The organism is Arthrobacter sp. Bz4 (assembly GCF_003075455.1).
GTDB lineage: Bacteria > Actinomycetota > Actinomycetes > Actinomycetales > Micrococcaceae > Arthrobacter_D.
The window spans coordinates 123,036-136,779 of record NZ_QDAE01000003.1; the positions used below are offsets into that span (position 1 = coordinate 123,036).

Annotated in this window: 12 protein-coding genes; 3 read left to right on the plus strand and 9 right to left on the minus strand. The window is 63.4% G+C overall.

The features are described 5' to 3' along the window. Positions 1 to 5 precede the first annotated feature (5 nt). The 6 genes from nrdI to DDA93_RS03820 all read right to left on the minus strand — a co-directional run bounded on the left by nrdI (position 6) and on the right by DDA93_RS03820 (position 5,997). Positions 6 to 464 (minus strand): class Ib ribonucleoside-diphosphate reductase assembly flavoprotein NrdI, encoded by a 459-nt coding sequence (gene nrdI / locus DDA93_RS03795; protein WP_026041031.1) that lies wholly within the window; start codon positions 462 to 464, stop codon positions 6 to 8. 82 nt (positions 465 to 546) lie between these two features. Then, positions 547 to 801 carry a glutaredoxin-like protein NrdH gene (gene nrdH, locus DDA93_RS03800; protein WP_019482491.1) on the minus strand — a complete coding sequence of 85 codons (255 nt, stop codon included), beginning with the start codon at positions 799 to 801 and terminating at the stop codon, positions 547 to 549. 498 nt (positions 802 to 1,299) lie between these two features. Beyond that, positions 1,300 to 2,574 (minus strand): cyclopropane-fatty-acyl-phospholipid synthase family protein, encoded by a 1,275-nt coding sequence (locus tag DDA93_RS03805; protein WP_243400500.1) that lies wholly within the window; start codon positions 2,572 to 2,574, stop codon positions 1,300 to 1,302. A 17-nt stretch (positions 2,575 to 2,591) separates the two neighbouring features. Next, the gene (locus DDA93_RS03810; RefSeq protein WP_116778111.1) at positions 2,592 to 3,869 is read right to left on the minus strand and encodes a cyclopropane-fatty-acyl-phospholipid synthase family protein; all 1,278 of its coding nucleotides are present in this window, start codon (positions 3,867 to 3,869) and stop codon (positions 2,592 to 2,594) included. Next, on the minus strand, positions 3,866 to 4,591 hold the full coding sequence (locus tag DDA93_RS03815; protein WP_116778112.1) for a DUF1365 domain-containing protein: 726 nt from the start codon (positions 4,589 to 4,591) through the stop codon (positions 3,866 to 3,868). Before DDA93_RS03815 ends, DDA93_RS03810 begins: the two co-directional genes overlap by 4 nt. Beyond that, positions 4,588 to 5,997: an FAD-dependent oxidoreductase gene (locus tag DDA93_RS03820; RefSeq protein ID WP_207771304.1), complete on the minus strand. Its 1,410-nt coding sequence runs from the start codon at positions 5,995 to 5,997 to the stop codon at positions 4,588 to 4,590. Before DDA93_RS03820 ends, DDA93_RS03815 begins: the two co-directional genes overlap by 4 nt. A gap of 198 nt (positions 5,998 to 6,195) precedes the next feature. On the opposite strand from DDA93_RS03820, the gene DDA93_RS03825 reads away from it, so the two are divergent. Beyond that, complete coding sequence (locus DDA93_RS03825) at positions 6,196 to 7,119, plus strand: LysR family transcriptional regulator (protein ID WP_024477419.1); 924 nt, start codon at positions 6,196 to 6,198, stop codon at positions 7,117 to 7,119. On the opposite strand, the gene metE is transcribed toward DDA93_RS03825, so the two are convergent. Then, positions 7,116 to 9,431 (minus strand): 5-methyltetrahydropteroyltriglutamate--homocysteine S-methyltransferase, encoded by a 2,316-nt coding sequence (gene metE / locus DDA93_RS03830; RefSeq protein ID WP_024477420.1) that lies wholly within the window; start codon positions 9,429 to 9,431, stop codon positions 7,116 to 7,118. The genes DDA93_RS03825 and metE overlap by 4 nt on opposite strands. A 28-nt stretch (positions 9,432 to 9,459) precedes the next feature. Further along, positions 9,460 to 10,377, minus strand: a complete 918-nt coding sequence (locus DDA93_RS03835; protein WP_116778113.1) for a methylenetetrahydrofolate reductase — start codon at positions 10,375 to 10,377, stop codon at positions 9,460 to 9,462. 289 nt (positions 10,378 to 10,666) lie between these two features. Between DDA93_RS03835 and DDA93_RS03840 the strand changes: the two genes are divergently transcribed. After that, on the plus strand, positions 10,667 to 11,785 hold the full coding sequence (locus DDA93_RS03840) for an FUSC family protein (RefSeq protein WP_084442932.1): 1,119 nt from the start codon (positions 10,667 to 10,669) through the stop codon (positions 11,783 to 11,785). Here DDA93_RS03840 and DDA93_RS03845 read toward each other — a convergent pair. After that, a complete protein-coding gene (locus DDA93_RS03845; protein ID WP_024477422.1) occupies positions 11,751 to 12,857 on the minus strand; it encodes a phosphatase domain-containing protein in 1,107 nt (368 codons plus the stop codon). The genes DDA93_RS03840 and DDA93_RS03845 overlap by 35 nt on opposite strands. 52 nt (positions 12,858 to 12,909) lie before the next feature. Here DDA93_RS03845 and DDA93_RS03850 point away from each other — a divergent pair, with 52 nt between their 5' ends. After that, positions 12,910 to 13,647, plus strand: a complete 738-nt coding sequence (locus DDA93_RS03850; protein WP_024477423.1) for a M50 family metallopeptidase — start codon at positions 12,910 to 12,912, stop codon at positions 13,645 to 13,647. Positions 13,648 to 13,744: the final 97 nt, after the last annotated feature.

The following is a 13,744-nucleotide window of genomic DNA, read 5'->3' on the forward strand; positions in this document are numbered from 1 at the left end:
AACAGTCATATCCAAAACGCTTCCAATCCTTGGGCTACGCGGTCAACGTCCTCAGACGTTCCCATCAATTCAAATCTGTATAGAACAGGTACTCCACATTTGGCTGCGATGATGTCCGCCGCCAGGCAGTAGGTCTCCCCGAAGTTCGTGTTTCCGGCGCCGATAACGCCTCGGATCAAGGATCGATTTCCCTCGTCGTTGAGGAACTTGATCACCTGCTTGGGCACTGCGCCCCGCCCGGAAATTCCCCCATAGGTGGGAAGGACCAGTACATACGGCTGCAGTGCCCTAAGAGTCGGATCTCGCGTCAGTAGCGGCATTCGTGCTGAGACCGTGCCCATTGCCGCGTCCAACTTCTGGACGAAACGGTGGGTGTTGTCCGAAGACGACGAGAAATAAATCAGTCGGGCATTGGTCACCCCGCCCGGCTCGCTGGGAGCCGCTGCGGCGGGTGTAGTGTCCATTGCTGCGAGGGTCATGAGGTGAATGCTTCCCGACGACGGCGCGCTGGCCACCCGTTCCACGGAAGATCCGTTTCCTGTCAGATCAGGCGACCGAGCTGACCGATGCCTGGCCGAGTTCTGCCAGTTCGTTGATCTTGTCTGGCCGGAAACCCGACCAGTGATCCTGCTCAGTGATGACTACTGGAGCCTGCATGTAGCCCAATGCGCGGACACGCTCCAAAGCGGCTGGATCCTGTGAGATATCCACGCTCTGGTAGGTGATGCCCTTCTTATCCAATGCCCGGTACGTGGCGTTGCACTGTACGCATGCTGGCTTGGTGTAAACCGTGACGGTCATAGTCCCTCTCCCCTTGTAATTCTTAGCTTGTTATCGACGCATATTCAGGAATTGGAGGGCTTCAAAAGTGGGCTTCCCGATGGTGTTCCGGGCTGCTCCGCCTATGCCTACCTTGCCAGCGGTTCGATATATAAATACTACATCTAGTGCAAACCGATGGATGCGACCCCAAGATGATGTATTACAAGTATGTCATTCATCGGCTGGTTCGTCCACAGACAATCCACAAGTGAACCCCTGGGAAATGTGCGGAAACCGGCCAATCCCAGAGCGTCGTCCACACCCCTGTGGAGTACTTGCACACAGGCAAAATACTTCTGTGTCGTGAGTTGTCGGCGTGTCGCGGTTGCCCAGGTACTACGACGCCGCACCCGCCACTGCTGTGCAAAGGGTCTAGCTGCGCAAAGGGGATAGTTGCGCAAGGGTTCCAGCCACGTAGAGTTTCCAGCCGCGTGAAGTTGACAGCCGCGCAACAGTGTCGGCAGCCGAACAGAAAACCTAGCCGAGAGGCTTCTGGGACAGGATCTGATCCACTCCCATCCGCCCATCACGGAAGGTCATCATCGCGCCCACGAGATAGACCCGCCAGACCCGGGCCACTTCCTCGCCCATCATCTCAACGGCCTGATCCCAGTTGGCGTCAAACCGGTCATGCCAGGCGTCAATGGTCCTGACATAGTGTTCCCGCATGGCCTCGACCCCGAGGATCTCGAATCCGGCGTTCTCGATCAGGTTGACCGTGTCGCCGACAGCCCGCATATGCATATCGGGAGCAATGAAGGATTCGATGAACGGTCCACCACCCGGGTGTTTGCCGTGACGCGACATCTGCTGGATCAGTACCTTGCCGCCGGGCCGCACGTTGCGGAACAGGGTGGAGGTGTAGGTGCCGTAGTTTTCTTCACCGACATGCTCGCCCATCTCCAACGATGCCACCGCGTCGTAGGGTCCGTCGCGAACATCGCGGTAGTCCTGCAACCGGATCTCTACCCGGTCCTGCAGGCCACGTTCCTTGATGCGCTGATCGATAAAAGCCTTCTGTTCCCTGGAAATGGTCACACCGGTGACTTTGGCACCGAAGTGCTCGGCGGCGAAGAGACTCAGCGAACCCCATCCGCAGCCGACATCGAGGAAACGCTGCCCGGGCATGGTATCCAGTCCGATCTTGCGGCAAACCTGGTCCAGCTTGTCCCGTTGGGCGTCCTCCAGCGTGTAATCCTGATCATCGGAGCGCCAATAGCCGCAGGAGTAGGCCATGTGATCATCAAGGATCAGTTCGTAGAAGGCATTCGACAGGTCGTAATGGTGGCTGATTGCCTCGCGATCACGGAGCAGGCTATGCAGACGGCCCTTGATCTTCGCCTGCGACGCCGGTGCCGGGAGCGGCGGTCCGAAGACCCCCAGCTCGCGGGCCAGCTTGGTCAACTGCAACACCAGCGCGGGAGTGAGCTTCGGCATCGACAGATCACGCGACGCCACCACCTTCCACAGATGGGTCAGCGCTGCTTCGAGGGAGCCTGGCACATCGATCTCTCCGGTCACATAGGCCTGGGCCGCACCCAACTCCCCCGGGCTCCAGAGCAACCGCCGCAGCGCATTGGCGCTGTTGATCTGCACCTCTGGCTGGTCCTCCGGCCCGGCAGTACTGCCGTCCCAGGCCCGCAAATGGACGGGCAACTCGCCGCCGACAATGGGTTCGAGGATCCGCGCGAGCTTTCCGGCAATGTCCTTATCGATGCTGGCGGCCTGCAATGTGGCGTCTGGCTGAGTCAAGGGAATGCTCCTGATGGTTATGGCCGGCGGTCGAAGATGAGCTGTTGCACATCGAGGTAACCGGACTGAAAACCGGCCCTCGAATAGCACAGGTAGAACTGCCACATCCGCTGGAAGACCTGGTCAAAGCCCAGCTCCGAGACGTCATCGGTGTGGGCAAGGAACCGCTCTTCCCACAGCCGAAGGGTCTGCGCGTAGTGGTCGCCCATGGAGAGCCGCTCCCGTACCCGAAGGCTGGTGTAGCGGTCGGTGATGTCCTCGATCGCCCGCACCGATGGGATGAAGCCTCCGGGGAAGATGTACTTGTGGATCCAGGTGTAGGACCGGCGGGTCACCATCATCCGCTCGTGCGGCATGGTGATCGCCTGAATAGCCACCCGGCCGTCCGGGGCCAGCAGCCGGTCAATGGTCTGGAAGTACACGCCCCAGTACTCGTAGCCCACAGCCTCGATCATTTCTACCGACACGATCGCATCGAACTGGCCTTCGACGGCGCGGTAATCCTTCAGCTCCACGGTCACCTGATCGGAGAGGCCGGCGTCGGCAATGCGACGTTCGGCCAGTTCCTTCTGCTCACTCGACAGGGTTACCGAGACTACGGTGGCGCCGCGGCGTGCCGCACGGATGGCCAGCTCACCCCAGCCGGTGCCGATTTCCAACACGCGGGTGCCTTCCCTGACGTCGGCCTGGTCCAGCAGGCGGTCGACCTTGCGTTGCTGGGCTTCAGGAAGGTCATCCCACCGGGCGTCCAGCAGCTGCGGACCGTTGGCGTCAAACAGTGCACTGGAATAGGACATGGTGTCGTCCAGGAACAACTTGAACAGGTCATTGGACAGGTCATAGTGCCGGGAAATGTTTGACCGGGTGTTGACCTTGGTGTTGCGCTCCTTGCGGGGCGGCTTCGGCAGGTACAGTCCGCGGAGCTTCTGCAGCGGCACCGGGACCAGGTGCGCCGCCTGCGCGGCGAACACCTGCATCACCTCGGTGAGATCCGACGCCGTCCAGTCCTGCGCCATGTAGGCCTCACCCAGACCGATCAGACCGTTGTCGCCCAGGCGGGCAAAAAAGTCGGCGGGCCGGTGGATGCGCATCTCGGGACGTGGACCGCCGCCTGGAGCGCCGAGCACCGTACCGTCGTCGTACACCACCCTCAGTTGCAGGCGGTTCACTGCGGCAGCGAAGATTTTCTCGGCGAGGGCTGCAGCAACCTTGTTCCTCGGACCCGATGGAACGTTGGCGATACCGGGCCAATACTCCGGGTCAGCGTTAGCCTCGGAACGAACAAGGGTACTCATCGAACTGCCTCCTGTGATTCATGGTGTGGTCGGGTGCGCACCGGCAAACGACGCATCCAGAGTTTAACTCCCTGCCACCGGATCTGCGCAGCTGCGCGCAGGGGTGCAACAGGGATGGCCGTGATCATCCGAACAACATTTCGGGTGGTGGCCGGCAACCGGTGCCCTGCCATTGTGGCGATGAAAGGGGCCTGGCCGTCCCTGTGCAGGGTGATTGCAACCTTGAGACGTTCCGCCGGCTCCGGAACCCGCATTTCATAATTTCCTGAAACGTCGTTAAACGGCGACACATAGAACGCTTTCCCGGTTGTTGCCCGGCCGGACTCATCGGGGTTCAGCAGGTAGCAGTGACGCTCCCCATAGGTGTTGTGCACCTCGGCGATGACCGCGGCCAGCGACCCGTCGGTGCGATGGCACCAGAACAGGCTCAACGGGTTGAAAACGTGACCGAGCACCCGTCCGCTGGCCAGCATGGTCACCCGGCCGCCGTCGTCGTCGATACCCTGGGTCGCCAGGTAGGTCGCCACGTTGGACCGGATGGACTGCTCCGGGTCCCCCAGATGGTCGGCTGCCGAGAATACTGCGAATGGCCTGAGCACGCGCGGGAGCACCGGCAGATCAGCCAGATCCACGAACCAGCTGTAGCTGCGGTACGTGAACTCGTTCTGTAACGGCGTCCGGCGGATGTGTCGGATCGTCGTCGGGTACAGGGCGGCGGTCATGACGGAGCGTCCTCCAGCGCCGCGTCGAGTCGCTCGGCGTCCCAGGATCCCCCCAGGCGTTCTGCCGCGCGCAGCCCGGACAGGGCGCCATCCTCATGGAACCCCCAGCCGTGGTAGGCCCCGGCGAAGGCGATGCGGTCGTCGCTGAGCTCGGTCAACCGGCGCTGGGCGGCCAACGACGACGGCGTGTACTGGGGGTGTTCGTAGGTCATGGAACGCAGCACTGAGGCCGGGGCTATCTCGTCACCCTCACCTAGGCTGACCAGGAACCGGTGGTCGGTCCGGCCTTCGAGCCGCTGCAGCCGGGTGAGGTCGTACGTCACCAGCACACGGTCGGGGCTGGCGTCGCAGGACGGCAACCGATAGTTCCACGACGACCGCGCGGCGTCGGTGCGCGGCAGCACCGATTCATCGGTGTGGAACAGGGTGTGATTGGTGGAGTAGGGCATGTCGCCAAGCACTTCGGCCGCCAGCGGATCGGGGTCCCCCAACATGGCGAGCGCCTGATGCGGGTGGGTGGCAATGACCACGGCATCGTAGGTTTCGGTGGCCTGGTGCGCAGCATCGCCTAGCACCGTGACGACGACGCCGTCCCCCACCTTGCTCACATCGGTCACCGGCGAACCGAGCCGCACGTCCTCGATGTGTTCCAGCACCCGGGTCACGTATTCCCCCGACCCGCCAGTGACCGTGCGCCACTGGGGTGATCCTTTGATGGTGAGCATCCCGTGGTGGGACATGAAGGAGAACAGGTACCGCGCGGGGTAGGCGAGCGCCGTCGCCGGGTCGCAGGACCACACGGCCGAGACGACCGGGGTCATGAAGTGGGACGTGAAGTACTCGCTGAACTGTCCCTTGGCGAGAAACTCCCCGAGGGTCATGCCGTCGTCGACGGTTGGGCTGTCGGTGTGTCCCTCATACCCGCCGGTGTCCTTCAGCAGGGTGCGGGCGTCGCGCTGGAAGCGCAGTACTTCGAGCAGCATTTTGAGGTATTTCCCGCGGCGGAGCACTCCCTGCTGGGCGAACACCCCGCGGCGGCCCTTCGCTCCGGCGTATTCGAGGCCGCAGCCATCACACCGCACCGACATGGTCATGTCTGAGTCCTGCGTGGGAACCCCCAGCTCCCCGAAGAGTCGCAGCAAGGTGGGATAGGTCCTGTCGTTGTGGACGATAAACCCGGTGTCCACCCCCGAGGTGGTGCCATCGGACATCGGCATCTGGTGGGTGTGGGCGTGCCCGCCCGCACGGTGGTCGGCCTCGTACAGCGTGACCGAATGGTGACGGCTCAGCACGTAGGCCGCGGTCAGCCCGGCGACACCACTGCCGACGACGGCGATCCTGCGCCGTGCGCGGAACCCGCTACGGTCGGCCCCGAGGGGGTCAGGGTCATGCTGATAGTCGGTCATCTGCGCTCCTCCGCGTGGGTCGTGGGACTTCGCCGCCGGCCGGTTGGGCCGGTCAACTCGCCACTACAGGCCTCCTAGAAGGAAAACGCCTGTTGTAAATATAGTTTGGTAAGTGTTCGGAGACGGACGATTTCCGGATTGGTGCAATGGATCAGGCCAGACGGCAGGGATAAAGCGTCAGCTGACGAAAGGATTGCCGTGGTTAACCCAGTGCATTTGCGCACTCTTCTGGAGGTCATTCGCCTCGGATCCTTTACTGCTGCTGCGTCCCGGTTGGGGTATACGGCGTCGGCCGTGTCGCAGCAAATGTCAGCCCTGGAGCGGGACACCGGTGCCACCCTGTTCGAACGGTCGGCGCGGAGCGCGATACCCACCGAGGCGGCGGTGGTCATGGCACGTCACGCCGCGAAGGTTCTCACCGATATTGACGCCCTGCTGGCGTCCACCGCGCGTGCCGAGGCGGAGTCCACCCAGGAGCTTCGGTTGGGGATCTTTCCGAGCCTGGCGACCTATGCCCTGCCGCGGCTACTGGGAACCCCTGAGTGGCGACGCCTGGGGATCAGTCTGAAGGTGTACGTGGCCGAACCCGGCCAGACCATCCAGGGTTTGCGGGCCGGCGGCGAGCTCGATTTGGCGTTGGTGTTCCAGGTGGGCCAGGGTGGGCTGGCATGGCCGTCATCGGTCAGCCGGCAGTGGATCGGGGACGACAATTTCCGGGTCGTGCTACCCGCGGCCTGGGGCATTCAGCCGGGGGCGGCGGTGAGCGCCGACCAGCTGTCCGACATGCCCTGGATCATGCACCACCCGGGAACCGCTGATGCCACGGTGATTGAGCGGCTCTTTGCCAGCTGCAACCTGCACCCCCGGGTGGTGGCGTATTGCGACGATTTCAATGCCAGCCTCGAGCTGGCAGCGGCCGGGCTCGGCGCCGCGCTGGTTCCTGAACTAGCGATGACGCACGGCCCGGCCGGTGTGGTGGCTCTTGATGTCCCGGAGATTCGTCTCGCGCGGAGCATTTTCGCGCTGCAGATCGGTGACAAGCAGACCACCAGGGTGAGGCTTTTCATGGACCAGCTGGCAGGCATCCTCAAGGCACAGAGCATCGAGCCGATCCGCCGCTAGAGCTGGGCCCGCACCCGGGCCGCAGCGTTGACCAGATTCCGCAGCGACTCAATGGTCTCGGCGTATCCCCGGGTTTTCAGCCCACAGTCCGGGTTCACCCAGATCTGGCGGGCTGGCAGCTGCCGAACCGCCTTCTCGACGAGTGCTACCACCTCCTCCTCGTCGGGGATCCGGGGCGAATGAATGTCGTAGACACCCGGGCCCACTCCCCGGGCGAACTGCTGCTCCTGCAGGTCGTGGACCACTTCCATCCGTGAGCGGGCGGCCTCGATGGAGGTGACATCGGCATCCAGCCCATCGATTGCGTCGATGATGGCGCCGAACTCCGAATAGCAGAGGTGGGTGTGGATCTGCGTAGCCGGTGTTGCCCCCGCCGTCGCCAGCCGGAACGACGCCACCGACCAGGCAAGGTAGTCCGGCTGCAGCGCCTTCCTCAGTGGCAGCAGCTCCCGCAGCGCTGGTTCATCGACCTGGATGACACGGATACCGGCGCGCTCCAGGTCGCTTACCTCGTCCCTGAGGGCGAGTGCCACCTGGTTGGCGGTCTCCCGCAGCGGCTGGTCATCCCGCACAAACGACCACGCCAGGATGGTGACCGGTCCGGTGAGCATCCCTTTCACCGGCTTCTCAGTGAGTGACTGGGCGTACTCCGCCCATCGCACGGTGATGGCCTCCGGACGGCTCACATCGCCCCAGAGGATGGACGGCCGGGTGCACCGTGAACCGTAGGACTGCACCCACCCGTTCACTGTGACATCGAACCCGTCCAGGTTTTCGGCGAAGTACTGCACCATGTCGTTCCGCTCCGGTTCGCCGTGGACGAGGACGTCGAACCCCAGGTCCTCCTGCAACGTGACCACCCGGGAAATTTCTTCCTTCATCAGGGTGGTGTACTGCTCGGCGGTGAGGTCGCCCCGGAGGAACCGGGCCCGGGCCGAGCGCACCTCGGCTGTCTGCGGAAACGATCCGATCGTGGTGGTCGGTAGCACCGGCAGTTGCAGGGCTGTTTCCTGCGCGGCCGTCCGCTCCTGATAGGCGACGCGGGTGAAGTCCGACGGCGTGAGCGACCCGAGGCGGTCCCTCACCTCGCTGCGGATCACGCCTTCGGCAGCAGCGCGAGAGGCACGCACAGCCGACGCTTCAGTTATTGCCGCGTCAATGGATCCCGCCGGTGAGTTATCGACCAGCCGGGACAGGGTGACGACCTCCTCCACCTTCTGATCAGCGAAGGCCAGCCACGTCCGCAGCTCGCGATTCAGCTGCGGTTCGTCCTCGACACTGTGCGGCACATGCTGCAGCGACGTCGACGTGGCGACGCTCACTCGGGTTACCGTCGCAGTGAGGGTGGACAGTGTTGTGGCCGCTCGCGCCAGATCGGCCTTCCAGATGTTGTGGCCGTCCACCACTCCGGCGACCAGGGTGGTATCCCCCAGGGCGGCAAGGTCGGCTGCAGCGGGCAGCTCGCCTTTGACCAGGTCGAGGTGGAGCGCGTCGATCCCAGCACCCCCGAGGATGGGCAGTAGACCGCCCAGCGAGCCGTACTGGGTGGTGACGAGCACCGCGGGTCGTACCTTCGCAGCGGTGAGGAAACGGTAGGCCCGTTCGACGGCGCCAGCCACCTCGGAGGCGGGAACCGCCTGGTCTGCCACCAGGGCAGGCTCTTCCAGTTGCACCCACTGCGCGCCCGCTTCGGCCAGCTGTTCGAGCAACTGAATGTACAGCGGCAGTAGGTCATCTAGACGACTGAGCGGGTCGAACCCTGCCGGCGCTTCGTCGGCTGCCTTGCTCAGCAGCAGGAACGTGACCGGACCGATTATGGTCGGGCGGACGGTCAGACCCTGTTCGGCCGCCTCCGCGACGTTGCGGAGTATCCAGTTGTTGGCGAGCGTGAAGCGGGTGTCTGGCCCGATTTCGGGAACCAGGTAGTGGTAGTTGGTGTCGAACCACTTGGTCATTTCCAGAGGCTGCCGGCCGGCGTCGCCACGCGCCAGGGTGAAGTAGGCGTCCAGGCCGAGCTGGCCGCCGTCGTCGTAGAGGTCCTGGAACCGGTCGGGAACGGCGCCGAAGGTCGCGGCCGTGTCGAGCACCTGGTCGTAGAGGGAGAATGACGCCGGGATCGCCGACGTGGATTCCCCCAGGCCGAGGCCGGAGAGGTGCCTGTAACCGTTCAGCCGGAGGTGCCGCGTGGTGTCCTCCAACTGGGGGGCCGTACTCGTTCCCGCCCAGTAGGCTTCGACTGCCTTTTTGAGTTCGCGGCGGGGACCAATACGGGGGTAGCCGACGATGGTGGCTGCGGGGAATGCTTTGCTCATGAGTTGGGTCCTTCGGGAGTGGGAGGGATCAGGCGGATCGGCTGAGACCTGGTGCTGGGGGGCGGCTGAGCTCGAGCCGGTCCAGGACGTCAAGTGCCGCGCCATGTTCGTTGAAGGTGTAGATGTGGAGGCCCGGGGCGCCGTCGTCGAGCGCCGCATGGGCGAGGTCCACGGTGGCCTGAACGCCGATGCGGCGCCGCGCGGCGTCGTCGTCGGCGTTCATCAGCCGGTCCCTGAGCGTGACGTCAACCTCGATTCCCGCGAGCTCGCTGAGACGCTCCAGCCGCTGCACGCTGGTGAAGGGGATGACACCGGGAATGATGGGAATCTCCACCCCGGCTCTGCGGGCGGTACGCAGGAGCCGACGGTAGTGATCGGGAGCGAAATACACCTGGGTGATCGCGAAGTCGGCGCCAGCGGACTGTTTGGCCAGCAGCACCTCGATGTCATGTTCGAGACTGGGCGATTCAGGGTGTTTGGTGGAGTAGGCGGCGACCCCGACGGCGACCTTCCCCGCACACAGGTGGGCTGTCAGCTGACGCTCCACCCGCCGGATCAGCTCCACCAGCTCGCTGGCATAGTGCAGCTCGCCTGCTGACAGTGACATGTCCTGGGGCCGGTCACCCCGCAATGCGAGGATGCCGCGCACCCCACGGGAGATCAGTTCATCGATCAGCTCCATGAGGTAGTCGCGTGAATTACCCACGCAGGTCAGGTGCGCCAGGGGCTTCAGGGTGGTCTCATCAAGCAGCCGCATGAGCAGACCGATGGCCGTGTCACGGTTGGAGCCGGACGCCCCGTAGGTGACGGACACGAAGTCGGGGCGGGTATCCTCAAGGGCTCTGATCGTCCGCCAAAGAGCCTCTTCGGCGCTGGCGGACCGGGGCGGGAAAAGTTCGTAGGACAGAGCGGGGTAGCTCTGCGGGGGCGAATGCGCGAAAGACATTTGTGTCCTTGTCGATAGGTCACTGCTGAAACGGTAGGCATCAGTTGAGTGAATAACCAGGAGGGACGCAGAGCTGAGTTCAGGCGTGGCGCGGCCGCGCACCACTTGAACTTCTGCGAACAAATGTCAGGCCCACATGGGGGCACCCACACTCTCCATCGGAGAGTCGCTGACCCGTTACTGAAGTAACTTGGGGGCTACGCTACGCCGTCGACCCGGCGGCATCAAGTATCGGCCGCGTAATACTGCGTCATTGGATGTATTCGGCATTGCTGGGAGAATAGCAAGCATGCTGAAAAAACCATCCGGTGCACGCCTGTTAACCCAAATGGGTGGGCTGGTCCGACACAAGCGGCTACTGCTGGCCGTCAAAGCTGCGCTTGCCGCGTCCATCGCCTGGCTGATCGCTCTGCAGGTTCCGGGAGTCGCTGCGGAGTATCCGTACTACGCGCCGCTCGGCGCCGTGGCCTGCATGTACCCAACCATCTCGGGTTCAGCCAAACAGGGATTCCAGATCCTTATCGGGCTGGCCATCGGGTTTGCCCTGGCGTTCCCTATCATTTTCCTGGGCGACCGCTCAGTGTTCTCCATCGCGCTGGTGGTTGGTTTTGGGGTGCTGGCCGGTGGTCTGCCGCGCATCGGTGCGGGCCGGGACTGGATTCCCATCGCCGCCCTGTTTGTGCTCCTACTGGGCGGCGACGATCCCGATGGGTACTCGTTCGGGTATCTGGTGCAGATGCTGGTGGGCGTGACCGTTGGGCTAATCGTGAACATCGTCATTGTCCCGCCCCTGCATCTCACTGGTGTGATCACTGGACTCGACAGCCTCAGGTCGGCGCTGTCCCTGCAGCTCAAGGACATGGGTGAGGCGTTGCGGGAACAATGGCCCCCCGAGCACGAGGAATGGGCCGACCGGCAGACCAAACTCACCACGTTCAGCCAGGAGGTGCGTACAGCGGTTCAACTGGCTGATTCGAGCCGCCACGGGAACATCCGTCAGTACCGTCACAAGAGAGACCTCGCTGCAGATTTCCACTCCCTGCAGTCGATGGAGCGAATCACTTTTTATGTGGAGGACATGACCGAGTTGCTCGCCGACGTCATCTGGCGATCACCGGAGACCACCCCGCTGCCCAAGCCCCTGGGACCGCCGCTCGCCCACGCACTGAACCTGACCGCCGCCGCTGTTGAAGAGTGGGACACCACAGCCGATTCGATGACCGATGCAGAAGCGGCGGTGGAAGACCTGATGGGGCACGTCAAACACGTCTCGCCGGATGATCGCATCGAAGCCACGGCTTCGATGGGCATGTCCCTAAGGCGCATCCTGCTGACCATCCACGCTGACGCTGGCCCCCAGGACCAGGAGGGAATTACTCTGCCGGCTCCTGAAACGAATGATCAATGATGCCAAGATCAGCGAGCTGCGCCGACATTCCAGCGCCATCCGGTGCATACACCCACGGAATATTCGGCGTCCGCGATGACGGTTTCGCGTTCGATCGGCCACCGGCCAGGACCGCCTCACCCATGGTGAGCTGGCGGATGGCGACCGCGCGCACATTCTGCGGGTAGTGGTCCGCGAAGTCGGCGTAAATTTCTTCATCATGCTGCCCGTTGTCACCGATGAGGAGCCACTTGATGTCGGGGAATTCGCCTGCGAGCCGTTTCAGAGAGCTGCGTTTATGCTCGGGTCCGCTGCGGAACCACCGGTCCCGGGTCGGACCCCAATCGGTGAGCAGTTTCGGACCCGCCGGGTAGAGGTTCCGGGAGAGGAACCGGGTCAGCGCGGGAGCAACATTCCATGCTCCGGTGGACAGGTAGAGCACGGGAGCACCGGGAGTCTCCTGGGTGATCCGTTCGAGCAGGACTGCCATGCCGGGCGTCGCCGCCCTGGCGTGCTCGTCCAGAACGAACGTGTTCCAGGCCGCCAGGAAGGGCCTGGGCAGGGCTGTGACCATCACCGTGTCATCAATGTCAGACACCACCCCGAAGGTGGTGCCGGACTCGATAATCCGCACCGGCGACTCAACCAGGATGTCATCGGCGGACCGCAACTTGATGGTGTGCCACCCGGGGGCAAGCTGCGCATCTATGCGCGCATCGACGATGCCGCCACGGTCGGCGGTCACCTCATGGATTTCCCCGTCAATCTCAACTGTGACCTTCGCGTAGCGCACCGGCGCGCTGGTGAAGTTGCGCCAGCCACGGATGCCCTCCTTGATGGTCTTCAGCACTTCGCCGCCCTTGATGGGCGCCATCTCCACTGGATCGGCAAGTACCACACGGGCGAGCACCCGAATCCAGGTTGCTGAGCCATAGCCGGTGTAGGGAATGATGGTCTCCACATGCCCACGCTTGATGGCGACATTGGTCTGGACCGAGTGCCAGGCGTCGTCGATCCGTAATCCGAGGTGGGTACGTTCCTTGACGCCGTCGCGCTGCGGGTCGGGCTGACTTGATGGGGTGCTCGATGACATGCCACTAGTCTTTCACGCCGGCGTACCCATTTTCGTTCAGTAGGGTGGTGCAATGATCGAGACGTGGTGGTACCAACTCCTGGGCGGATTCGCCCGGGCCGCGCCTCCGGAGATCACCGGTGTTGAGCTGCTCATCATGGTGATCGCTGCCGCGCTTCTCTCACTCCCCCGGGCAACCTGGCGGTATTTCGGCTTGTTCACCACCATCGTGCATGAACTCGGCCATGCGTTCGCCGCCCTCATGACGGGTCGTGTCCTCAAAGGAATCACCCTCACCATGGACCATGCGGGCACGACGACGACGATCGGCCGGCCGGGGTGGCGGTCCGCCTGGTCCGGCTTCTGGGGGTATCCGACGCCGGCTGCACTCGGGGCGGCCCTGACCTGGGCCGGGGTGAACGGCTGGGGTCCGGCGGCCCTGTCGACCGGCGCATTGATCCTCCTGGCGGCCCTGGCGTTCATCCGCAATGCTGGCGGTGTACTGATTCTTCTGGTGACAGTCAGTCTTTCGATGGTGCTGGTCCTGGCAGTGCCTGAGGAACTGACCGGGCACGTGGTGGTTGCCCTTGGTCTGGCCTTGCTGGTTGGTTCGGTCCGTGATCTTGGCAAGGTGCTCGCGGTCCATCTGCGACGGCGTCGGGAGCTCCAGTCCTCCGATGCTTACCTGCTCTATCGCAGCACCGGCGTCCCATCGCCGGTTTGGCTGCTGTTGTTCGCGGCTGTCATTGCCGGATCGCTCGTCGCTGCATGGATTTCACTCTCGGGGGAGATGGGTCCAGGAATCGCCTAGCATCATCAGCTTGTTCGCGGCCCGGCTGGCTGCTTCTCCGCAATTTTTCCGCTGTATCGGGTGGGATATACGTAAGATGACCGAATTGGGGCTACCG